Source organism: Enterobacter sp. UPMP2061, from assembly GCF_053709615.1.
Genome location: NZ_JBSKJP010000004.1, coordinates 39,071 through 61,639, shown reverse-complemented (window position 1 = coordinate 61,639; position 22,569 = coordinate 39,071). Strand labels below are relative to the sequence as shown.

Here is a 22,569-nt window from a genome sequence, read left to right as displayed (position 1 = left end):
GACAAGCCTGCCATTTTTAGCCTCTGTCGGCGATGACCTGGATCAATCGCCCTGGACGGCCTTTATCTTTTTGAATAAATAATCACGATTACCGAGATTTCATTCACCCTGTACGTAATTACTTTTCCTTATGTTCTGATGGTTTTTTTCATTTATAGCGCCAGGACTGAAAAACAGTGATTTTATGCGGGTTTGAATGCAACACCAGATTAATATTCTGCTATAAATCTGCATTTCAGCACGCTGCATCGATAATACCGCTTTCATATAGTGAGTCAGATCACACTCCCCTGCACCTCCCCGGTGCTTTAAGTGGTTGTAAAAATAGTTAAATACATATTAAAAACAAAAAGATAACTACGCTTTAGCACATTTTTGTATAAATAAGATTGCCATTTGACCTGTGTACCAATTCCCGATAAGTTGGAAATCCGCTGGAAGCTTTCTGGATGAGCGGCCTGCTCATCATATTTATGCAGTAATTGAGATTCCCTCTGAAGCAAGTCCTCAAACTTGTTTACCTGCGCGAAAGGATGAAAAAGAGGGCGAATGCGAGGTCCGCGTATGAAACGCTAACCCCGTCGCCATGCTCTTTCTGCGCCTGTGCGCCACGGTAAAGTTCAGTGGGAAGCCCGACGAGCCTGGGGAGGTTCACTGATATGTTGTACGATAAATCCCTTGAGAAGGATAACTGTGGTTTCGGCCTGATCGCCCACATAGAAGGCGAACCTAGCCACAAGGTAGTGCGTACTGCTATTCACGCACTGGCCCGTATGCAGCACCGTGGCGCCATCCTTGCCGATGGTAAAACCGGCGACGGTTGCGGCCTGCTGCTGCAAAAACCGGATCGTTTCTTCCGTATCGTAGCGGAAGAGCGCGGCTGGCGTTTAGCCAAAAACTACGCTGTCGGTATGCTGTTCCTGAATCAGGATCCTGAAAAAGCTGCCGCCTCACGCCGCATCGTTGAAGAAGAACTTCAGCGTGAAACCCTGTCGATCGTCGGCTGGCGCGATGTGCCAACCAACGAAGGGGTGCTCGGTGAAATCGCCCTCTCCTCGCTGCCTCGTATTGAACAGATTTTCGTCAACGCGCCTGCGGGCTGGCGTCCGCGTGATATGGAACGCCGTCTGTTTATCGCCCGCCGCCGCATTGAAAAACGTCTTCAGGACGATAAAGAGTTCTACGTCTGTAGCCTCTCTAACCTGGTGAACATCTATAAAGGTCTGTGTATGCCGGCTGACCTGCCGCGCTTCTACCTGGACCTGGCGGACCTGCGTCTGGAATCGGCCATTTGCCTGTTCCACCAGCGCTTCTCCACCAACACCGTTCCACGCTGGCCGCTGGCGCAGCCGTTCCGCTACCTGGCGCATAACGGCGAGATCAACACCATCACCGGTAACCGCCAGTGGGCCCGCGCCCGTACCTATAAATTCCAGACGCCGCTGATCCCGGATCTGCACGATGCCGCGCCGTTCGTGAACGAAACCGGCTCGGACTCCAGTTCCATGGATAACATGCTGGAACTGCTGCTGGCAGGCGGGATGGATATTGTGCGCGCCATGCGTCTGCTCGTGCCACCGGCCTGGCAGAACAACCCGGATATGGACCCTGAGCTGCGCGCGTTCTTCGACTTTAACTCCATGCACATGGAGCCGTGGGACGGCCCGGCGGGCATCGTTATGTCCGACGGTCGTTTTGCCGCCTGTAACCTGGACCGTAACGGTCTGCGTCCGGCGCGCTACGTTATTACCAAAGACAAGCTCATCACCTGCGCCTCTGAAGTCGGGATCTGGGATTACCAGCCAGACGAAGTGGTCGAGAAAGGCCGCGTCGGACCGGGCGAGCTGATGGTGATCGACACCCGCGGTGGGCGTATTCTGCATTCCGCCGAAACCGACAACGATCTGAAGAGCCGCCATCCGTACAAAGAGTGGATGGAGAAAAACGTGCGTCGTCTGGTGCCGTTTGAAGATCTGTCGGACGAAGAAGTGGGCAGCCGCGAGCTGGACGATGACACTCTCGCGAGCTTCCAGAAGCAGTTTAACTACAGTGCGGAAGAGCTGGACTCGGTTATTCGCGTGCTCGGCGAAAACGGCCAGGAAGCGGTCGGCTCAATGGGTGACGATACCCCGTTCGCCGTGCTCTCCAGCCAGCCACGCATTATTTATGACTACTTCCGTCAGCAGTTTGCGCAGGTCACTAACCCGCCAATCGATCCGCTGCGCGAAGCCCACGTCATGTCGCTGGCCACCAGCATCGGCCGTGAGATGAACGTCTTCTGTGAAGCTGAAGGCCAGGCGCACCGTCTGACCTTTAAATCACCGATCCTGCTGTACTCCGATTTCAAACAGCTCACCACCATGACCGAGGAGCACTATCGCGCCGACACGCTCGATATCACCTTCGACGTGACCGAAACGAGCCTCGAAGAGACGGTGAACGCGCTGTGCGACAAAGCCGAGCAGATGGTGCGTAACGGCACCGTTCTGCTGGTGCTGTCTGACCGCAACATCGCGAAAAACCGTCTGCCGGTGCCTGCACCCATGGCGGTGGGGGCTATCCAGACGCGTCTGGTGGACAAGAGCCTGCGCTGCGATGCCAACATCATCGTTGAAACCGCGAGCGCGCGCGACCCGCACCACTTTGCGGTGCTGTTAGGCTTTGGCGCGACGGCGATCTACCCGTACCTGGCCTACGAAACGCTGGCCCGCCTGGTGGATACCCGCGCAATCGACAAAGACTACCGTGCTGTGATGCTGAACTACCGTAACGGCATCAACAAAGGTCTGTACAAGATCATGTCCAAAATGGGCATCTCGACCATCGCCTCTTACCGTTGCTCGAAGCTGTTTGAAGCGGTCGGCCTGCATGACGAGGTCGCTAATCTCTGCTTCCAGGGCGTGGTCAGCCGTATCGGCGGCGCCGGTTTTGCTGACTTCCAGCAGGATCTGGTGAACCTCTCGAAGCGCGCCTGGCTGGCACGTAAGCCGCTGGAACAGGGCGGCCTGCTGAAATATGTCCACGGGGGTGAGTATCACGCTTATAACCCGGACGTGGTGCGCACGCTGCAACAGGCGGTGCAGAGTGGCGAGTATAGCGATTATCAGCAGTATGCAGAGCTGGTGAACAACCGTCCGGCAGCGACGCTGCGCGATCTCATTGCCCTCAATCCAGGTGATGAAGCGGTCAGCATTGACGAGGTTGAACCCGCGTCTGAGCTGTTCAAACGTTTCGACACCGCGGCGATGTCTATCGGCGCGCTGAGCCCGGAAGCCCATGAAGCGCTGGCGGAAGCCATGAACAGCATCGGCGGCAACTCCAACTCCGGCGAAGGCGGTGAAGATCCGGCCCGCTACAGCACCAACAAAGTGTCCCGTATCAAGCAGGTGGCGTCCGGTCGCTTTGGCGTAACGCCAGCGTACCTGGTCAACGCCGATGTGATTCAGATTAAAGTCGCGCAGGGGGCGAAACCGGGTGAAGGCGGTCAGCTGCCGGGTGATAAAGTCACCCCATACATCGCTAAGCTTCGCTATTCAGTGCCGGGCGTGACGCTGATCTCCCCGCCGCCGCACCACGATATCTACTCTATCGAGGATCTGGCGCAGCTGATTTTCGACCTGAAACAGGTCAACCCGAAAGCGATGATCTCCGTGAAGCTGGTTTCCGAACCGGGCGTTGGCACCATTGCCACCGGCGTGGCGAAAGCCTATGCGGATCTGATCACTATCGCCGGTTACGACGGCGGCACCGGCGCAAGCCCGCTCTCCTCCGTGAAATACGCGGGTTGTCCGTGGGAGCTTGGCCTGGTGGAAACCCAGCAGGCGCTGGTCGCTAACGGCCTGCGTCACAAGATCCGTTTGCAGGTGGACGGCGGGCTGAAAACCGGCCTCGACATCATCAAAGCGGCGATTCTGGGAGCGGAAAGCTTCGGCTTTGGTACCGGCCCGATGGTTGCGCTCGGCTGTAAATACCTGCGCATTTGCCACCTGAACAACTGTGCAACGGGCGTTGCGACCCAGGACGAAAAGCTGCGTAAGAATCATTATCACGGCCTGCCGTTCAAAGTGACCAACTACTTTGACTTCATCGCCCGTGAAACCCGCGAGCTGATGGCGCAGCTGGGCGTGAAGCGTCTGGTAGACCTGATTGGCCGTACCGACCTGCTGAAAGAGCTTGAGGGCTTCACGGCTAAACAGCAGAAGCTGGAGCTGTCTAAGCTGCTGGAAACCGCTCAGCCGCATCCTGGCAAAGCGGTTTACTGTACCGAGAACAACCCGCCGTTCGACAACGGCGTGCTGAACGCACAGCTGCTGCAACAGGCGAAGCCGTATGTGGATGAGAAGCAGAGCAAAACGTTCTGGTTTGATATCCGCAACACCGACCGTTCCGTGGGTGCGTCCCTCTCCGGTTACATCGCGCAAACGCACGGCGATCAGGGCCTGGCGTCGGATCCGATTACCGCGCACTTCAGCGGTACCGCGGGTCAGAGCTTCGGCGTGTGGAACGCAGGCGGGGTTGAGTTATACCTGACCGGCGATGCCAACGACTACGTCGGAAAAGGCATGGCGGGCGGTCTGCTGGCGGTGCGTCCTCCGGTTGGTTCAGCCTTCCGCAGCCATGAAGCGAGCATCATCGGCAATACCTGTCTGTACGGCGCAACCGGCGGTCGTCTGTTTGCCGCGGGCCGTGCGGGCGAACGTTTTGCGGTGCGTAACTCCGGCGCCATCACCGTGGTGGAAGGCATCGGCGATAACGGCTGTGAATACATGACGGGCGGAATTGTGTGCGTCCTGGGTAAAACCGGCGTGAACTTTGGCGCGGGCATGACGGGCGGTTTTGCCTACGTCCTGGATGAAGACGGTGAGTTCCGCAAACGCGTGAACCCGGAACTGGTGGAAGTGCTGGACGTTGATACGCTGGCCATCCACGAAGAACACCTGCGCGGCTTAATTACCGAACACGTGCAGCATACCGGTTCTTCGCGCGGCGAAGAGATCCTGGCGAACTGGCCGGCGTTCTCTGCGAAATTCGCGCTGGTGAAGCCGAAGTCCAGCGATGTTAAAGCCCTGTTGGGTCACCGTAGTCGTAGCGCAGCAGAGCTGCGCGTGCAGGCGCAGTAAGGAATTCAGATGAGCCAGAACGTTTACCAGTTTATCGACCTTCAGCGTGTTGATCCGCCAAAGAAACCGCTGAAGATCCGTAAAATTGAATTTGTTGAAATCTATGAGCCGTTTTCAGAAGGCCAGGCCAAAGCACAGGCAGACCGCTGCCTGTCCTGCGGTAACCCTTACTGCGAATGGAAGTGTCCGGTCCATAACTACATCCCGAACTGGCTGAAGCTGGCCAACGAAGGGCGTATTTTTGAAGCCGCCGAGCTGTCTCATCAGACCAACACCCTGCCGGAAGTGTGCGGCCGCGTGTGCCCTCAGGATCGTCTGTGTGAAGGCTCCTGTACGCTGAACGACGAGTTTGGCGCGGTAACCATCGGCAACATCGAACGCTATATCAACGATAAAGCGTTCGAGATGGGCTGGCGCCCGGATATGACCGGTGTGCGTCAAACCGACAAGCGCGTAGCGATTATCGGCGCGGGCCCGGCAGGCCTGGCCTGTGCGGACGTGCTGACCCGTAACGGCGTGAAGGCGGTGGTCTTTGATCGCCACCCGGAGATTGGCGGCCTGCTGACCTTCGGTATCCCGGCCTTCAAGCTGGAGAAAGAGGTGATGACCCGCCGCCGCGAAATCTTCACCGGCATGGGCATTGAGTTCATACTCAACACCGAAGTGGGCCGCGACGTGCAGCTCGACGACCTGCTGAAAGATTACGACGCCGTGTTCCTTGGCGTAGGCACTTATCAGTCCATGCGCGGTGGTCTGGAGAACGAAGATGCGCCAGGCGTGTACGACGCGCTGCCGTTCCTGATTGCGAATACCAAACAGCTAATGGGCTACGGCGAGACCGCCGATGAGCCGTTCGTCAGCATGGAAGGCAAACGCGTGGTGGTGCTGGGCGGCGGTGATACCGCGATGGACTGCGTGCGTACCTCCATTCGCCAGAATGCGGCGCATGTCATCTGTGCCTACCGCCGTGACGAAGAGAACATGCCGGGCTCTAAGCGCGAAGTGAAAAACGCACGTGAAGAGGGCGTCGAGTTCCAGTTCAACATCCAGCCTCTGGGTATTGAAGTGAATGCCAACGGTAAAGTGAGCGGCGTGAAGATGGCGCGCACGGAGATGGGTGCGCCAGATGCGAAAGGCCGTCGTCGCGCGGAGATCGTGGCCGGTTCTGAACACGTGATCCCGGCTGACGCCGTGGTGATGGCGTTTGGTTTCCGTCCTCACAGCATGGAGTGGCTGGCGAAGCACAGCGTAGAGCTGGACTCTCAGGGCCGCATCATTGCGCCAGAAGGCAGCGATAACGCGTTCCAGACCAGCAACCCGAAAATCTTCGCCGGTGGCGACATCGTTCGCGGCTCTGACCTGGTGGTCACGGCGATTGCCGAAGGCCGTAAAGCGGCTGACGGGATCATGAACTTCCTGGAAGTGTAAGCCCCTCTGACTCCCCGGCAGAAGCATAAAGCGGAACGCTGGGGAGCCTGTTTTCAGTAGCCTACCCTTAAGTTAATGGTGCCTTTTTAAGCAAAAAAGCAGCGTAAATCCCGACGTAAACGTTTGCTTTCGTGAAAAAAATGTATATTATGCGGCGGATTTTTTGGCCAAAATTCAAGGAGGCGTTGTGTCGCAAGATAACAATTATAGCCAGGGCCCCGTCCCTCTGGCGGCGCGGAAAGGCGTGGTTCCACTCACTTTTGTGATGTTAGGGTTAACGTTTTTTTCCGCCAGTATGTGGACCGGAGGCACGCTCGGTACCGGTCTTTCCTATAATGATTTCTTCCTCGCAGTTCTCTTCGGCAATCTCCTCCTCGGTATTTACACTGCTTTTCTTGGCTACATTGGCGCAAAAACCGGCCTCTCAACCCATCTTCTTGCGCGTTACTCGTTCGGTATAAAAGGTTCCTGGCTTCCCTCCATGCTTTTAGGCGGTACGCAGGTAGGGTGGTTTGGCGTCGGCGTAGCGATGTTTGCCATCCCGGTGAGTAAAGCCACGGGCATCGACGTGAACATCCTGATTGCAGTTTCCGGCCTGTTGATGACGTTAACCATTTTTTTTGGCATCTCGGCACTGACGATTTTATCCATCATCGCCGTACCCGCTATCGTCATCCTGGGTAGCTACTCCGTCTGGCTGGCGGTGGACGGCGTGGGAGGATTGGACCACCTCAAATCCATTGTGCCGCAGACGCCGCTCAACTTTTCCAGCGCGCTGGCGCTGGTCGTAGGCTCGTTTATCAGCGCAGGCACGCTGACCGCCGACTTCGTCCGCTTTGGCCGCAATGCCAAAGGTGCCGTTCTGGTGGCGATGGTGGCATTTTTCCTTGGCAACTCGCTGATGTTTATCTTCGGTGCGGCAGGCGCTGCCGCCGTAGGACAGGCCGATATTTCTGACGTGATGATCGCCCAGGGACTGCTGCTGCCGGCCATTGTCGTTCTTGGCCTGAATATCTGGACCACCAATGACAACGCGTTGTACGCCTCTGGTCTGGGTTTCGCCAATATTACTGGTCTTTCCAGCCGTACGCTGTCGGTGGTTAATGGCATTATCGGTACGCTGTGCGCGCTGTGGCTATACAACAACTTCGTTGGCTGGCTGACCTTTTTGTCGGCAGCGATTCCGCCGGTTGGCGGGGTGATTATCGCCGACTACCTGATTAATCGCCGCCGCTATGCCAGCTTCGACCACGCAAAATTTGTGTCCGTTAACTGGATTGCCATTTTCTCGGTCGCCCTGGGTGTTGCTGCCGGGCACTACATTCCGGGAATTGTCCCCGTTAACGCAGTATTGGGTGGCGTCTTCAGCTATTTGGTGTTAAACCCATTCGCCAAACGTACCCTTGCTAATCCTTCGGAGGTTTCCCATGCAGAATAATTCCCTCACTATCCGTCAGGCCCGTTTGCAGGGGCAAGAGGGTTTATGGCAAATCACGATTGAGGACGGACGCTTCAGCCGTATCGATCCTCAGGAAACCGCCTCTGCGCCAGTCGGTCAGGTGCTGGACGCCGAATGCGGGCTGGTTATCCCTCCTTTCATCGAGCCGCATATCCATCTGGATACAACGCAAACGGCGGGTGAACCGAACTGGAACCAGTCCGGCACGCTTTTCGAGGGAATCGAGCGCTGGGCCGAACGCAAGGCGATGCTTACCCACGAAGACGTTAAAACTCGCGCGATGCAGACCCTGAAGTGGCAAATCGCCAACGGCATTCAGTACGTACGTACACACGTTGACGTCTCGGACTCCACCCTTACGGCACTGAAAGCCATGCTGGAGGTGAAGCAGGAAGTCGCCCCGTGGGTCGATATGCAAATTGTGGCATTCCCGCAGGAAGGCATTCTTTCTTATCCGAACGGTGAAGAGCTGCTTGAGGAAGCCGTGCGTTTAGGGGCGGATGTCATCGGCGCAATCCCCCACTTTGAATTTACGCGTGAATATGGCGTTGAGTCGCTGCATAAAACGTTTTCCCTGGCCAGAAAGTACGACCGACTGATCGATGTCCACTGTGATGAAATTGATGATGAACAATCGCGCTTCGTTGAAACCGTTGCCGCACTGGCACATCGTGACGGAATGGGTTCACGCGTGACCGCCAGCCATACCACGGCGATGCACTCCTATAATGGCGCGTATACGTCCCGACTGTTCCGCCTGTTAAAAATGTCAGGCATTAACTTCGTGGCAAACCCGCTGGTTAACACGCATTTGCAGGGCCGTTTCGATACCTATCCCAAACGCCGAGGCATCACACGCGTCAAAGAAATGCTGGAAGCGGAGATCAACGTCTGCTTTGGTCATGACGACGTTTTCGATCCGTGGTATCCGCTGGGAACCGCGAATATGCTTCAGGTTCTGCATATGGGGCTGCACGTTTGCCAACTGATGGGTTACGGGCAAATAAATGATGGGCTTAACCTGATCACTACCCACAGCGCGAAAACGCTCGATTTGCAGGACTATGGCGTGCGCGTTGGGAATACAGCAAACCTGGTGATTCTCCCGGCAGAGAATGGGTTTGATGCAGTTCGTCGCCAGACGCCGGCACGATACTCTGTTCGCCACGGCAAGGTGATTGCCGAGACGGTGCCCAGCCAGACAACCTTGCACCTGACGCAGCCGGAAGCGGTGACGTTTAAGCGCCAGAATATCGAATAACATTGCCGGATGGCGGCTGCGCCTTATCCGGCCTGCAAATTACGTTATGCCCGCAGGCCTGATAAGCGAAGCGCCATCAGGCCTATAAACTACGTATCCAGCAAGCGGGCGCGTACCTTCACCACGACTTTCTTTATCTCGCCTGGCTCAAGGATTGCGCATCCTGGCTTATGTGGCTCTCCCGGCATAAATACGGCGCACATCCCCGGCCGGAGGGTGACACACTGTTCACCTGCAATCTCACTGCACAACTGATAATCTTCTTCAGGATGAAAATCTTCACGCTGGCGTGCCGAGCCCGTCACGCCAAAGAGGATGCGCTCTTCTCCCGTCAATAACACCTGGATATCAATATATTGCTCATGCAGTTCCGCTTTCTTCTGGTCTGGAAACTGCGTGGCAAACGTCATCACGTTCATGAAGATATCCTCACCGCGAAGCTCATAACGTCCTGCCGCTTTTTCCAGCGGACGGGCAGCCAGCGCGAGGGTTAGCGCCTCCAGAAGAACGGGATGCAACCCCGTGGAGGGAAGCGTCCGAATCTCACCAAAAAACATCATCTTTCTCCCTGAGCTAACAGCGCCGCGCCCAGTAAGCCCGCATCGTGTCGATAGTGCGCGGCGGTTAATTCAACGTGATAAACAGAAGGATGCTCCTCAAGATACGCGCGGACCCGCGCCAGATACCCTCCTGCCAGCCCGATGCTGCCGCCAATCACCACGCGCTGGCAGTCCATCACCGCTTTCGTGTCGGCAATAAGCCGCGCCAGTACCTGTGCAGAACGTTGGACCAGTTCCGCCGCCTGTTTATTTCCCTCTGCCGCGCGCGCAAAAATCGTTTTTGCATCGCATCCTGCAAGCTCTCCCCTGGCTGCGGCGGCAATACCGCGACCAGACGCGATGGCTTCCACGCACCCCACGCGACCACAGCCGCATTGCGGGCCGTTTGGATCGGCGAGCGTATGCCCAAGATGCCCTGCCAGTCCGCCGCTTCCGGTCACGAGTTTCCCGTTACTGACTACGCCGCCCCCCACGCCCGTTGAAACAGTCAGGAATACCATGTCTTTAATTTCCTTCGCACTAACGTGATATTCCGCCCATGCCGCAGCCTGAGCATCATTGATCGCCAGGGTCGGCAAACCAGCAATGTCTTCGAGCGTCTGCACCAGCGGAAAATGGTGCAATCCTCCGAGATTTTGCGGGTTAATCGCCAGCAGATTGCCGTCCTGAATGATTCCGGTTGAGGCAATGGCCGCACGCGTTGCCTGGGTCTGTAACGGCTTGACCAGCTCAGCCAGCGCCTCACGCAGTGCGTCAGGCGTCTTACTGGCGGGCGTAGGGCATTCGCGTCGCGCGTGGATCTGTAAACCGTCATCCACCAGGGCGGCGGCAAGTTTAGTTCCACCTATGTCTATCGCCAGTGTCGTCATAGCACCGCCCCGCTCGGAAATGTTTTTATCCCGTTGTGACATACTTCATCCCTTACGAATGTGCCCGGTATAGGTCCGGGCAAGCGGATTAACTTTTGCTTTTCGCTAAAGCGCTTTTATCGCCGCCAAACGGGACGGCTCCGCTGAAAGGTTTACCGTCAATAGCGTCATGCGTACGCAGGGCTTCTGGCCTGATCCAGCGCTGAACGCGGGAGGGCATATCCAGACCAATAAGCAAGATCACCACAAACGTCAGGCCAAAAGAGAGCGATCCCAGGGCCGTGCCCAGCGCCATATCCTGCGACAGCAGCGCGCCAATCACCGGGGCAATCGCGCCGCCCAACGCGCCAACGTTGTAGGTAAAGCCCAGACCCGCCGCACGCTGGTCGGTATCGAAATAGCCACCGATGAGTTTGGGTAAGATCCCGGAGATCCCCTGCCCCAGCATCTGCTGGAAAAAGAGTAACAAGCCCAACACCCAGACATTGGCGCCGCCGATCGCAAAGACGGGGACAATCAGGAGCTGTGAGGCCAACAGGCTACAGACATAGGCCTTGCGGGTGCCAAGCCAGTCACCGAGAAAACCGCCCACGCAGCAGCCTACTGCCGCGCCGAAGCCGCTAAAGAACAGCACCTTCGCCACCGTTGAGGGATCATAGGCCAGGTCGGTTTTCAGATAAGTGGGTAATAGCGCCTGAATCGGCCAGGAGTAGAGAAAGGCGAAGAGCACGACAACCATCAACGTGACGCCCGTCGGCCAGCGTTTACCGCTGCTTTGCACCATAAAGCTGATAAAGACGATGGCGCACAGCAGGCCGAGAATAACGACCAGCCCCGCGTTGTTGAGTTCGCCTGCAAAACAGAACCACAGCGCCGTACCGGCAAACAGCGTCATCGCCATATTGATGACGCGGTATTTGCCGCGATACAGAATATCAACCATGGTGCGCACCGGGGCTTTGCCTTCGTGCTTCGCTTTCCAGTCCTCAGCTTCCGGAATATTTTTCCGCAGCCACAGGGCAAAGACGATGGGCAGAATGCCGATAAAGAACAGCGCACGCCAGCCCCAGACGGGCACGACAAGGCTGTAGACCTGGGCCGCAACCACGGCGCCGACGGAGAAACCGGAAATCAGAAAACCACTCGCCTTGTTGCGCAGGTGCTTTGGCCAGCTTTCAATCACATAGGTTGCGCTGGAGCCATATTCCCCCGCCATCCCCATGCCTATCACCATGCGGGCGATAAACAGGGTGACGTAACCCGGCGCAAAACCGCAGGCCAGCGTACCGCAGGAAAAGAGCACGATGCTGGTGATCATCGCCAGCTTGCGGCCATAGCGGTCCCCCATGGCGCCCAGCAGCAGGCCGCCGAACCAGCGCGATATAAAGGCCGCCGAAATCAGACTCGCCGCTTCCACTGTCGTCAGGGCAAACTCGCTTTTTATTTCTGTCAGGACTAAGGCTATCAATACAAAATCGAAGCCATCAAGCAGATATCCCAGCCAGGCGGCGGAGAAGGCGCGCCACTGAGGACGGGTAAGATGGCGGTACCACGGGATGCTTTGGGTAGACTTACTCATTTCACTCTCCCGACGATTTCTCTGTCGTTTTGCCGGATGGCGGCTGCGCCCCCGGCGCTGTGTTAGCGTTTTTCCGCCATTAGCTGCTCCGCCAGCGCTTTCAGCGCTGGCACGAATTTTTCATCCACAGGGGCAAACGGCTTACGGCACAGCGGCACGGATACCACGTCCATATAGTGCAGAACCGTTTTCAGACCACGGAACACCCCGGCTTTAATCAGCAGATCGATCACCGTGTTGCATTCGCTTTGCAGGCGCTGTGCGGTGGCGTTATCCCCTTCACGAACCGCTTTAGCGATCGCCTGGTAGCGCCAGCCCATAATGTTGTAGGTGCTGCCGATCCCCCCGTCCGCGCCGGCCAGCAGGCCGGAGGCGAAGATCTCGTCATAACCGTTGTAGAGCACCAGATCCGGATGTTCACGACGGATCTGCTCCATCTGGAAGAGATCGCCGGAGGTTTGCTTCAGCGCGCCGACGCCAGGCAGCGTTACCAGCGTGTTGATCTGATCCAGGCTTAACTTCACGCCGCTTAGCGCAGGGATGTTATAAACCACCATCGGCAACCCCTCCGCGGAGTCAATAATTGCACGGTAATGATCGCAATGTTCTTCAAAGCTAAAGGGATAGTAAAACGGTGTGACGGCGGACACAGCGTCAAAACCGACGCGGGCGGCGGCCATGGCTAACTGCTGGCTTTCCGCCGTGCTGACGCAGCCAACATGGGCGATGAGCGTGATTTTCCCCTTCGCCTCTTCCGCCACAATCTCCATCACCTGCTCTCGTTCCGAAAGGCTCTGTACAAAGGCCTCTCCCGTTGAACCGCCGACGTACAGCCCATCGATACCCTGTTCAATATTGAACCGCACCAGACGGCGCAGGCTTTCTTTATCCAGCATCTGCTCAGAGTTAAACGGGGTCAGGAGTGCGGCCATTACGCCGCGTAATTGCGTTGCCATAGTTACCTCAATCGATCGTGTGTTTGTTATAACGACATACCTTTATACCTGTTATACCAGATCAATTAAGCAGCAGTAGAATACAGAACGCTTATATTGCGATCTGCTTCACTAAAGGATCGTTATTTTTTGGTTTTTGAATGCTGGCCGAAAGCGTGCCAGGTGGCGGAGACGCTGTTAAGGTGAGTTTGCAACGCCCGATCCGCTTCATCGGGATCGCGGCGGCGGATCGCATCCACAATTGCGATATGCTGGCGATAGCTGACTTCATTATGCTGATAAAGCTCTGCGTCCGGCACTTTAGGACGCGCCGCAATTAACCAGTCAAGCAGCGCAACGTGGATCGCATTGAAGATCGGATTGCCGGGGATCTCCGCCAGCACGCGGTGAAAATCGACATCGGAACGAATAAATAGCGTGTTGTCATCCAGGGACTGGCTGTTGATCTCCAGGGCTTTTGTGAGCTGAGCAATCTGATCGTCAGTGGCATATTCTGCGGCATAACGAACAAGGCTGGATTCAAAGAACAGGCGAAGCTGCTCGAAATGGGCAATACCGCCGGGCTGGGTCAGAAAGTCTTTCGCCATTCCCGACAATTCACTGATGATGGTATCGGCAGACGGCATGGTTATGCGGGCACGTTCACCGTTGTTAATCTGCACCAGCCCTTTACGCTTTAGCGCCGCCAGCGCTTCGCGCACCGAGGGGCGACCCACGTTGAAGAACTCCATCAGTTCGCGCTCGGAGGGTAACTGCTCTCCCTGGGCAAATTCCTTCCGACGGATCATCTGCTCCAGCTCTTCTTCCACCATATCAGACAGTTTTTTGCGCGCCAGCGGCCGACGGCGCAGGCTGCGACCAATGGTTTCATCAGAGTTTTCAGCTTTAAGATCAGTCGGTTTCATTGCAGTCCGGTGCCATTGAAGGAAAACAGTTCATCATAACACAGGAAATTAGAGGGGACGAAAAGGGACCGAAAGCAAAACAGGCCCGTCGGGCCTGTTTGTTTATTTCACAACGCGCAGTGCGGGACGACCACCACGTGGTGGTGGCTCGTCATCCGGATCGGTGTCGTCATTATGATCGGGTTTATCGCCATCGATGACAGACATTACCGTGTCGCTTTCGCGTTCATCGGATGCCTCATCATCATTCAGGCTGGCAACCTCTTCATCATAAGCCGCTTCCGGCTCAAACATGGTGCCCGCACCGTTTTCACGGGCGTAGATAGCCAGCACAGCTGCCAGCGGCACGGAAACCTGACGCGGCACGCCGCCGAAGCGCGCATTAAAGCGCACTTCGTCGTTCGCCAGCTCCAGGTTACCCACTGCGCGTGGCGCAATATTCAGTACAATCTGTCCGTCGCGCGCGTATTCCATTGGAACCAGCACGCCCGGCAACGTCACATCCACAACCAGGTGCGGCGTGAGCTGGTTATCCAGCAGCCATTCATAGAAGGCGCGCAGCAGATACGGACGGCGTGGTGAAAGTTGTGACATTTCCACAGTCATTAGCCTCGGCCGAGACGCATTTCACGTTCCGGTTCAGTTAAAGATGCCAGGAAAGAGTCGCGTTCAAAGACGCGAGTCATATAGCCTTTCAGCTCTTTCGCGCCTGGGCCGCTGAACTCTACGCCCAGGGTTGGCAGACGCCACAGCAACGGAGCCAGGTAGCAATCCACCAGGCTGAACTCGTCGCTCAGGAAGAAAGGCTTTTGACCAAATACCGGCGCAATCGCCAGCAGCTCTTCACGCAGCTGTTTACGTGCAGCATCCGCTTCAGAAGAGGAACCGTTGACGATAACGTTCATCAGCGAGTACCAGTCTTTCTCGATACGCTGCATGTACAGGCGGCTTTCACCACGCGCAACAGGATAAACAGGCATCAGCGGCGGATGCGGGAAACGCTCATCCAGGTATTCCATAATGATACGGGATTCCCACAGGGTCAGCTCGCGATCCACCAGCGTCGGTACGCTTTGGCTCGGGTTGAGATCGATCAGATCCTGAGGCGGGTTATCCTTTTCCACATGCTCGATCTCAAAACTGACACCCTTCTCGGCCAGCACGATACGAACCTGATGGCTATAAATGTCAGTAGGACCAGAAAACAGCGTCATTACCGAACGTTTGTTGGCAGCGACAGCCATGAAAACCTCCAGGTATATTCAGAATTTTTACTGCTACCAGCCCAACGGGGCCAGCCAGATGATGTATCGCCCATCCCAGAGAAGACACATTGTTCAAGAATCGAACAAAAATCGAGTATTCACCGATATTTGGGCAGAAAATTGGATGATAGTTTACCAGATTTTGATGGCTTTGTGGTGAGGGGATTCCGGAAATGTGGAAAAAGAGAAGATATATGAAATGTTACTGTGGATAACCTGCGCATTATCCATAAAAAAACCCGCCGAAGCGGGTTTTTCGCCAATCGTTCTGCGTAAGCAGAATGGATTAACGTTTGGAGAACTGTGGACGACGACGTGCTTTACGCAGACCCACTTTCTTACGTTCAACCTGACGAGCGTCACGAGTAACGAAGCCAGCTTTACGCAGTTCAGAACGCAGGGATTCGTCGTACTCCATCAGCGCGCGGGTGATACCGTGACGGATCGCACCTGCCTGACCGGAGATACCACCACCTTTAACGGTGATGTACAGATCCAGTTTTTCTACCATATCAACCAGTTCCAGCGGCTGGCGAACTACCATGCGGGCAGTTTCGCGACCGAAGTATTGTTCCAGAGAACGCTGGTTGATTACGATTTTACCACTGCCCGGTTTGATGAAAACGCGAGCTGCGGAACTTTTGCGGCGACCAGTGCCGTAGTATTGATTTTCAGCCATTGCCTATAATCCCGATTAGATGTCAAGAACTTGCGGTTGCTGTGCCGCGTGGTTGTGCTCGTTGCCTGCGTAAACTTTCAGTTTACGGAACATAGCACGACCCAGCGGGCCTTTTGGCAGCATGCCTTTAACCGCGATTTCAATCACACGCTCAGGACGGCGGGCAATCATCTCTTCAAAGGTCGCTTCTTTGATACCACCGATGTGGCCGGTGTGGTGGTAGTACATTTTGTCAGTACGCTTGTTGCCGGTAACAGCAACTTTGTCAGCGTTCAGAACGATGATGTAATCACCGGTATCAACGTGCGGAGTGTATTCCGCTTTATGCTTACCGCGCAGGCGACGAGCCAGTTCAGTAGCCAGACGGCCCAGAGTTTTACCGGTCGCGTCAACAACATACCAGTCGCGCTGTACGGTTTCTGGTTTAGCTGTAAAAGTTTTCATTAAAAGCTTACCCAAATAATAAGTTACACGTTGGTGAACACCCAAACGTTTAGTCAGTTGAGGTTCACACGACAAAGTCCGGCAAACCTACCCCTTCGAATAGCACATGCCGACACATAGAAAGTTTCGGGAAAAAAACCTTCTCGTAACGTGGGGTCGCAAGATTATAGAGAAGTTGAGGTCAAAGATCGACCCTTAAATGTGATTTGGAATGGGTTTTTCGGGGTCAGGTATTGTGCGGTCTGGTGCCCTCACCCCCAGCCCCTCTCCCACGGGGAGAGGGGAGCATTTATTACGGCATATGCTCACGCTTGAGGTACTCTTCGCTCTGCATCTCTTGCAGGCGCGACAGGCAGCGCTGGAACTCAAACTTCAGGCGCTCGCCCTGATAAACCTCATATAAAGGCACTTCGGCGCTGACCACCAGCTTAACGTGGCGCTCGTAAAACTCATCTACCAGCGCGATGAAGCGGCGCGCTTCGCTCTCCATGAGTGGGGTCATAACGGGCACATCCCACAACATAACGGTATGGAACAGACGCGAAAGTGCAATGTAGTCATGCTGGCTGCGGGCGTCCACGCAGAGCGTTGCAAACGAGACGGCCAGCGTCTGGTTTTCTACGCCAAGCGTCGGCAACGGACGATGATTAATCTCCAGCGCTGGCGCGTTATCCCGCGGCGCTCCCGCCAGCGCCAGCCACAGTTTATCCATCTCGCGGGCTGTGTCGGCATTCAATGGCGAAAGCCACAGGTGTGCCTGCGTTAATGTGCGCAGACGATAATCGACGCCGGCATCGACGTTCATGATGTCGCAGTGCTGTTTGATAGCATCAATGGCCGGCAGGAAACGCGCCCGCTGGAGACCATTGCGATAAAGCTCATCCGGCGGGATATTGGAGGTCGCCACCAGAGTGATCCCACGCGCAAACAGCGCTTTCATGAGGCCCCCCAACAGCATGGCATCCGTAATATCGGAAACGAAGAACTCGTCGAAGCAGAGCACGTCCGTTTCCGCCTTAAAGCGATCGGCCACAATGTCCAGCGGGTCGGTTTCGCCCTGGAGCGCCGTCAGTTCTTCATGGACCCGCAGCATAAAACGGTGAAAGTGCAGGCGCTGCTTACGCGTGCCGGGCAGGCTCTGGTAGAACATGTCCATCAGCCAGGTCTTACCCCGCCCAACGCCGCCCCACATATATAAGCCACGAACCGGTGCGTTTACCGTGGGCTCTTTTTTGCCCAGTAAACGGCCGAATGCCGCCTTCAGCCCACTGCTCTGCACCGCATCGGCGGGTTTCGCCAGAAGTTCCTGATAAATCGTGTCCAGGCGGTTAACCGCTTCACGCTGGACATCATCCGGCTGGTGTGTGCCCTCGCTCAGGGCCAGTTGGTAACGCGATGAAGGGGACAGGTTTTGCATGATGTTGTTGTTATTCCTTTAGTTAAACCTCACCAGCGCGCGTGGCTGATGAAAAAAAGGCCGTTCTACACTACGCGATGATACGTCAGGATTCCACTTCTGCGGAAATAGCGGTTATAGTGGCATAATCAGGCACAGGCAGGAGCCGAGCCAACACCCTACGGAACAACAAGACAACGGGAGAAGTTCATGACCTGGGAATATGCGCTAATCGGTTTAGTCGTCGGCATCATCATTGGTGCTGTGGCCATGCGTTTCGGTAACCGCAAATTGCGTCAGCAGCAGTCACTGCAATACGAACTGGAAAAGAACAAAGCCGAACTGGAAGAATATCGCGAAGAGCTGGTCAGCCACTTTGCCCGTAGCGCTGAGCTGCTGGACAACATGGCGACAGATTATCGCCAGCTCTACCAGCACATGGCGAAAAGCTCCAGCAGCCTGCTGCCGGAAATGACCGCGGAGACCAACCCCTTCCGCAATCGTCTGGCTGATTCTGAAGCCGGTAACGATCAGGCTCCGGTTCAGATGCCACGCGACTATTCAGACGGCGCGTCCGGCCTGCTGCGCGGTGGCGTAAAACGCGATTAATCGCACAACCTTAATAAATTTTACGGGCGCACCTTATGCGCCCGTCCTTTCTTCCCGTCCCCAGCTATTATTTAGTCAAACACCTCATTGTTCAGCGGTTGAAAATTCAATAACATCAAGATGTTTTTGGGGCCGTTCTTTTTCATTCCAGGATACGAGAGTCAGCATCAATGAAGAAAAAAAACCAGCTGTTGAGCGCCTTAGCGTTAAGTGTCGGGTTATCTCTCTCGGCGTCCTTCCCCGCCAGTGCGGCACTGCCTTCGCAGGTGCCTGGACAAGAAGCCATTCCCAGCCTTGCGCCGATGCTTGAAAAAGTCCTGCCTGCGGTAGTCAGCGTTCAGGTGGAAGGGACGGCACGCCAAAGCCAGCGTATTCCTGAAGAGCTGAAGAAATATTTTGGCGAAGACGCGCCGGATCAGCAGGCTCAGCCGTTTGAAGGCCTGGGCTCAGGGGTGATTATCGACGCGGCTAAGGGCTATATCCTGACCAATAACCACGTGATCAGCCAGGCCGATAAAATCAGCGTTCAGCTGAACGATGGTCGGGAGTTTGACGCCAAACTGATCGGCGGTGACGATCAGAGTGATATCGCCCTGCTACAGGTGCAAAACCCCAGCAACCTGACCCAGATCGCCATTGCAGATTCCGATAAGCTGCGCGTCGGTGATTTTGCCGTCGCGGTCGGTAACCCGTTCGGTTTAGGCCAGACCGCCACCTCCGGGATTGTCTCCGCCCTGGGGCGCAGCGGCCTGAATCTCGAAGGGCTGGAAAACTTCATCCAGACCGATGCCTCCATCAACCGGGGCAACTCCGGCGGTGCGCTGCTTAATCTGAACGGTGAGCTGATCGGCATCAACACCGCTATCCTCGCGCCAGGCGGCGGCAGCATCGGGATTGGTTTTGCCATTCCGAGTAACATGGCGAAAACCCTGTCTCAACAGCTGATTCAGTTTGGCGAGGTTAAGCGCGGTCTGCTGGGCATCAAAGGCATGGAGATGAGCGCCGATATCGCCAAAGCCTTTAAGCTCAACGTCCAGCGCGGGGCGTTCGTCAGCGAAGTGCTGCCCAACTCAGGCTCTGCGAAAGCGGGCGTGAAATCCGGCGACATTATTGTCAGCCTGAACGATAAACCGCTGAGCAGCTTCGCTGAATTACGGTCACGTATTGCCACCACGGAGCCGGGCGCTAAAGTGAAGCTGGGCCTGATCCGTGAGGGCAAACCGCTGACCGTGGAAGTGACGCTGGACAAGAGCACCTCCTCTTCCGCCAGCGCAGAACAGATCTCCCCTGCTCTACAGGGCGCTACGCTGAGCGACGGTCAGCTTAAAAACGGCACGAAAGGCATTACCGTCACTACCGTTGAGAAGAGCAGCCCGGCCGCGCAGGCAGGTTTACATCAGGACGACGTGATCGTGGGCGTGAACCGCACTCGCGTGCAGTCTATTGCCGAAATGCGTAAGGTGCTGGAGAGTAAACCGGCGGTCATTGCCCTGCAAATTATCCGTGGCAACGACACCCTCTACATTTTACTGCGTTAACCATTTGCGACTCCGGACATCGCCGCTGCGTGTGATGTCCGGATAACTCATGTTATGCTGCAAACCGTTCCTTTTTTAACGACACACGCATCATGCTTTTAAAGCTCTTTCGTTCAATTGTCATTGGTTTGATCGTTGCCGGTCTGCTGCTGGTGGCTATGCCATCTTTACGCCAGTTCAACAAACTGTCGGCTCCTCAGTTCGACAGCACGGATGAAACGCCTGCGACGTACAATCAGGCGGTACGCCGTGCTGCCCCCGCCGTGGTTAACGTCTATAACCGCGGGCTTAACAGTTCCGCTCATAACCAGCTGGAGATCCGCACGCTCGGTTCCGGTGTGATCATGGATGACCGGGGCTACATCATCACCAATAAACACGTCATTAACGATGCCGACCAGATTATCGTCGCCTTGCAGGATGGCCGCGTGTTTGAAGCCCTGCTGGTGGGGTCGGACAGCCTGACCGATCTGGCGGTGCTGAAGATCAACGCCACGGGCGGTCTGCCGACTATCCCGATTAATCGCAAACGCACGCCGCACATCGGCGATGTGGTGCTGGCGATCGGTAACCCGTACAACCTGGGCCAGACCATCACTCAGGGGATCATCAGCGCGACCGGTCGTATCGGCCTGAACCCGTCAGGGCGGCAGAACTTCCTGCAAACCGATGCCTCGATCAACCACGGTAACTCCGGCGGTGCGCTGGTGAACTCTCTGGGCGAACTGATGGGCATTAACACCCTCTCCTTCGACAAGAGCAACGACGGCGAAACGCCGGAAGGGATTGGCTTTGCCATTCCGTTCCAGCTGGCGACCAAGATCATGGACAAGCTGATCCGTGATGGCCGCGTGATCCGTGGCTACATCGGTATTGGCGGGCGTGAAATCGCGCCGATGCATACGCAGGGCGGTGGTATCGATCAGATCCAGGGGATTGTGGTCAACGAAGTGGCGCCTGGCGGCCCGGCGGCCAACGCAGGTATCCAGGTGAACGACGTTATCCTTTCCGTCAACGGTACGCCAGCGGTCTCTGCGCTGGAAACCATGGACCAGGTGGCTGAGATTCGCCCGGGCTCCATCATCCCTGTTGAAGTCATGCGTAATGACAAGAAGCTGACGATTCAGGTCACCATCCAGGAATACCCGGCCACTAACTGACGGGCATAAAAAAACGGAGCTTAACGCTCCGTTTTTTTTACCGGGATAAGATCACTTGTTAACGAACTCTTCGCCCAGCGTAATGTCTTTCTTCAGCGTATCCAGCATGCCTTCCATCGCGTTTTGCTCAAACGCGCTCAGCGTGCCGATAGACTTACGCTCTTCAACACCGTTTTTACCCAGCAGCAGCGGCTGAGAGAAGAAGCGCGCGTGTTCACCGTCGCCTTCAACATAGGCGCATTCAACAACGCCTTTTTCGCCCTGCAACGCGCGAACCAGAGACAGGCCGAAACGTGCCGCCGCCTGGCCCATAGACAGGGTTGCAGAACCGCCACCCGCCTTCGCTTCCACCACTTCGGTGCCTGCGTTCTGAATACGTTTGGTCAGGTCAGCCACTTCCTGCTCGGTGAAGCTCACGCCCGGGATCTGCGACAGCAGAGGCAGGATGGTCACGCCAGAATGACCGCCGATAACCGGCACTTCCACTTCCGTTGGCTGCTTGCCTTTCAGCTCAGCCACGAAGGTATTGGAGCGGATGATATCCAGCGTAGTTACGCCGAACAGTTTGTTCTTGTCGTAAACGCCCGCTTTCTTCAGCACTTCTGCTGCGATAGCAACGGTGGTGTTCACCGGGTTGGTGATGATCCCGATGCACGCTTTCGGGCAGGTTTCAGCAATCTGCTGAACCAGGTTTTTCACGATGCCCGCGTTGACGTTGAACAGGTCTGAACGATCCATACCCGGTTTACGCGCAACACCCGCGGAGATCAGCACCACGTCGGCACCCTGCAACGCAGGACGCGCATCTTCACCGGAGAAGCCTTTGATTTTCACAGCTGTCGGGATGTGGCTCAGGTCAACCGCCACACCTGGGGTTACCGGAGCAATATCGTACAGGGAGAGTTCTGAGCCTGAAGGCAGTTGGGTTTTCAGTAGTAGGGCAAGCGCCTGGCCGATACCACCAGCAGCGCCGAGGACTGCGACTTTCATCCTAAACTCCTTATTATGGTTAACTTAAGTATCTGTAACTCCGTTGCGGCGACCATAATTCAGCACGTCATTAATTACAATTTTCATCGCTAAAGAATTTGAGGTCGCACGTCTTTCGCCTTCACCTGAATACTATCGGGATGCAGGCAACAACGAATTAAGAGGGGGTTACAATACACCCTGCCACGCCACCAAAACAACATCATTTTGATAACATTTAATTTACTTTTAAGCTTATTTGCGCGGCGTGACCCAGGCATGTTTTCCGATAACGAAATCTGATAAAATCTCTCCCTTTCATAACATTATTTCAGCCTGGTGCCAGGTAGATAATTTGCATAAAAATTCATC

The 22,569-nt window shown here is 55.7% G+C and carries 18 protein-coding genes; 7 read left to right on the top strand and 11 right to left on the bottom strand.

Annotation, left to right across the window (positions count from 1 at the left end; translation table 11 throughout):
* Positions 1–659 precede the first annotated feature (659 nt).
* The 4 genes from gltB (at position 660) to ACWKXX_RS10835 (ending at position 9,268) form a co-directional block, all read left to right on the top strand.
* Entirely contained in the window at positions 660–5,120 is a 4,461-nt protein-coding gene (gltB, locus tag ACWKXX_RS10850; protein ID WP_261665962.1) for a glutamate synthase large subunit, read from the top strand.
* Positions 5,121–5,129: 9 nt separating this feature from the next.
* On the top strand, positions 5,130–6,548 hold the full coding sequence (gene gltD, locus ACWKXX_RS10845; RefSeq protein ID WP_154123137.1) for a glutamate synthase subunit GltD: 1,419 nt from the start codon (positions 5,130–5,132) through the stop codon (positions 6,546–6,548).
* Between the two features lie 187 nt (positions 6,549–6,735).
* Complete coding sequence (codB, locus tag ACWKXX_RS10840; RefSeq protein WP_017693905.1) at positions 6,736–7,986, top strand: cytosine permease; 1,251 nt, start codon at positions 6,736–6,738, stop codon at positions 7,984–7,986.
* Complete coding sequence (locus ACWKXX_RS10835; RefSeq protein ID WP_454540822.1) at positions 7,976–9,268, top strand: cytosine deaminase; 1,293 nt, start codon at positions 7,976–7,978, stop codon at positions 9,266–9,268. Before codB ends, ACWKXX_RS10835 begins: the two co-directional genes overlap by 11 nt.
* A gap of 89 nt (positions 9,269–9,357) precedes the next feature.
* Here the strand turns inward: ACWKXX_RS10835 and nanQ are convergent, their stop codons facing one another.
* From nanQ to zapE, 10 genes are all read right to left on the bottom strand, one after another.
* On the bottom strand, positions 9,358–9,825 hold the full coding sequence (nanQ, locus tag ACWKXX_RS10830) for an N-acetylneuraminate anomerase (protein ID WP_023295505.1): 468 nt from the start codon (positions 9,823–9,825) through the stop codon (positions 9,358–9,360).
* Positions 9,825–10,697 carry an N-acetylmannosamine kinase gene (gene nanK, locus ACWKXX_RS10825; RefSeq protein WP_015571999.1) on the bottom strand — a complete coding sequence of 291 codons (873 nt, stop codon included), beginning with the start codon at positions 10,695–10,697 and terminating at the stop codon, positions 9,825–9,827. The genes nanQ and nanK overlap by 1 nt, the downstream gene beginning before the upstream one ends.
* 88 nt (positions 10,698–10,785) lie before the next feature.
* Positions 10,786–12,276, bottom strand: a complete 1,491-nt coding sequence (locus tag ACWKXX_RS10820; RefSeq protein WP_015572000.1) for an MFS transporter — start codon at positions 12,274–12,276, stop codon at positions 10,786–10,788.
* 62 nt (positions 12,277–12,338) lie between these two features.
* Positions 12,339–13,232: an N-acetylneuraminate lyase gene (gene nanA, locus ACWKXX_RS10815; RefSeq protein WP_045338301.1), complete on the bottom strand. Its 894-nt coding sequence runs from the start codon at positions 13,230–13,232 to the stop codon at positions 12,339–12,341.
* 122 nt (positions 13,233–13,354) lie between these two features.
* Complete coding sequence (gene nanR / locus ACWKXX_RS10810) at positions 13,355–14,137, bottom strand: transcriptional regulator NanR (RefSeq protein ID WP_261665961.1); 783 nt, start codon at positions 14,135–14,137, stop codon at positions 13,355–13,357.
* Positions 14,138–14,239: 102 nt separating this feature from the next.
* Positions 14,240–14,737, bottom strand: a complete 498-nt coding sequence (gene sspB / locus ACWKXX_RS10805; protein WP_026080566.1) for a ClpXP protease specificity-enhancing factor — start codon at positions 14,735–14,737, stop codon at positions 14,240–14,242.
* A 5-nt stretch (positions 14,738–14,742) separates the two neighbouring features.
* The gene (gene sspA / locus ACWKXX_RS10800; RefSeq protein ID WP_003860438.1) at positions 14,743–15,381 is read right to left on the bottom strand and encodes a stringent starvation protein SspA; all 639 of its coding nucleotides are present in this window, start codon (positions 15,379–15,381) and stop codon (positions 14,743–14,745) included.
* Positions 15,382–15,688: 307 nt separating this feature from the next.
* Positions 15,689–16,081: a 30S ribosomal protein S9 gene (gene rpsI, locus ACWKXX_RS10795; protein ID WP_003860436.1), complete on the bottom strand. Its 393-nt coding sequence runs from the start codon at positions 16,079–16,081 to the stop codon at positions 15,689–15,691.
* A 15-nt stretch (positions 16,082–16,096) separates the two neighbouring features.
* On the bottom strand, positions 16,097–16,525 hold the full coding sequence (gene rplM, locus ACWKXX_RS10790; protein ID WP_003860434.1) for a 50S ribosomal protein L13: 429 nt from the start codon (positions 16,523–16,525) through the stop codon (positions 16,097–16,099).
* Between the two features lie 292 nt (positions 16,526–16,817).
* Entirely contained in the window at positions 16,818–17,942 is a 1,125-nt protein-coding gene (zapE, locus tag ACWKXX_RS10785; RefSeq protein WP_017693899.1) for a cell division protein ZapE, read from the bottom strand.
* 189 nt (positions 17,943–18,131) lie between these two features.
* Here zapE and zapG point away from each other — a divergent pair, with 189 nt between their 5' ends.
* The 3 genes from zapG (at position 18,132) to degS (ending at position 21,228) form a co-directional block, all read left to right on the top strand.
* A complete protein-coding gene (gene zapG, locus ACWKXX_RS10780) occupies positions 18,132–18,530 on the top strand; it encodes a Z-ring associated protein ZapG (RefSeq protein ID WP_003860432.1) in 399 nt (132 codons plus the stop codon).
* Between the two features lie 170 nt (positions 18,531–18,700).
* Positions 18,701–20,068 carry a serine endoprotease DegQ gene (degQ, locus tag ACWKXX_RS10775; protein ID WP_015572006.1) on the top strand — a complete coding sequence of 456 codons (1,368 nt, stop codon included), beginning with the start codon at positions 18,701–18,703 and terminating at the stop codon, positions 20,066–20,068.
* Positions 20,069–20,160: 92 nt separating this feature from the next.
* Positions 20,161–21,228, top strand: coding sequence for an outer membrane-stress sensor serine endopeptidase DegS (gene degS, locus ACWKXX_RS10770; RefSeq protein WP_003860430.1), 1,068 nt, complete (start codon positions 20,161–20,163; stop codon positions 21,226–21,228).
* 51 nt (positions 21,229–21,279) lie between these two features.
* Here degS and mdh read toward each other — a convergent pair whose 3' ends face one another.
* On the bottom strand, positions 21,280–22,218 hold the full coding sequence (mdh, locus tag ACWKXX_RS10765; protein ID WP_003860429.1) for a malate dehydrogenase: 939 nt from the start codon (positions 22,216–22,218) through the stop codon (positions 21,280–21,282).
* Between the last annotated feature and the right edge of the window lie 351 nt (positions 22,219–22,569).

Bases quoted from the DNA above. Each gene is read 5' to 3' on its own strand.
- mdh (WP_003860429.1), bottom strand. From the start codon at position 22,218: ATGAAAGTCGCAGTCCTCGGCGCTGCTGGTGGTATCGGCCAGGCGCTT.
- ACWKXX_RS10835 (WP_454540822.1), top strand. From the start codon at position 7,976: ATGCAGAATAATTCCCTCACTATCCGTCAGGCCCGTTTGCAGGGGCAA.
- ACWKXX_RS10820 (WP_015572000.1), bottom strand. From the start codon at position 12,276: ATGAGTAAGTCTACCCAAAGCATCCCGTGGTACCGCCATCTTACCCGT.
- gltD (WP_154123137.1), top strand. From the start codon at position 5,130: ATGAGCCAGAACGTTTACCAGTTTATCGACCTTCAGCGTGTTGATCCG.
- degS (WP_003860430.1), top strand. From the start codon at position 20,161: ATGCTTTTAAAGCTCTTTCGTTCAATTGTCATTGGTTTGATCGTTGCC.
- nanK (WP_015571999.1), bottom strand. From the start codon at position 10,697: ATGACGACACTGGCGATAGACATAGGTGGAACTAAACTTGCCGCCGCC.
- degQ (WP_015572006.1), top strand. From the start codon at position 18,701: ATGAAGAAAAAAAACCAGCTGTTGAGCGCCTTAGCGTTAAGTGTCGGG.
- nanR (WP_261665961.1), bottom strand. From the start codon at position 14,137: ATGAAACCGACTGATCTTAAAGCTGAAAACTCTGATGAAACCATTGGT.
- rplM (WP_003860434.1), bottom strand. From the start codon at position 16,525: ATGAAAACTTTTACAGCTAAACCAGAAACCGTACAGCGCGACTGGTAT.
- nanA (WP_045338301.1), bottom strand. From the start codon at position 13,232: ATGGCAACGCAATTACGCGGCGTAATGGCCGCACTCCTGACCCCGTTT.
- rpsI (WP_003860436.1), bottom strand. From the start codon at position 16,081: ATGGCTGAAAATCAATACTACGGCACTGGTCGCCGCAAAAGTTCCGCA.
- nanQ (WP_023295505.1), bottom strand. From the start codon at position 9,825: ATGTTTTTTGGTGAGATTCGGACGCTTCCCTCCACGGGGTTGCATCCC.
- zapG (WP_003860432.1), top strand. From the start codon at position 18,132: ATGACCTGGGAATATGCGCTAATCGGTTTAGTCGTCGGCATCATCATT.
- zapE (WP_017693899.1), bottom strand. From the start codon at position 17,942: ATGCAAAACCTGTCCCCTTCATCGCGTTACCAACTGGCCCTGAGCGAG.
- gltB (WP_261665962.1), top strand. From the start codon at position 660: ATGTTGTACGATAAATCCCTTGAGAAGGATAACTGTGGTTTCGGCCTG.
- sspA (WP_003860438.1), bottom strand. From the start codon at position 15,381: ATGGCTGTCGCTGCCAACAAACGTTCGGTAATGACGCTGTTTTCTGGT.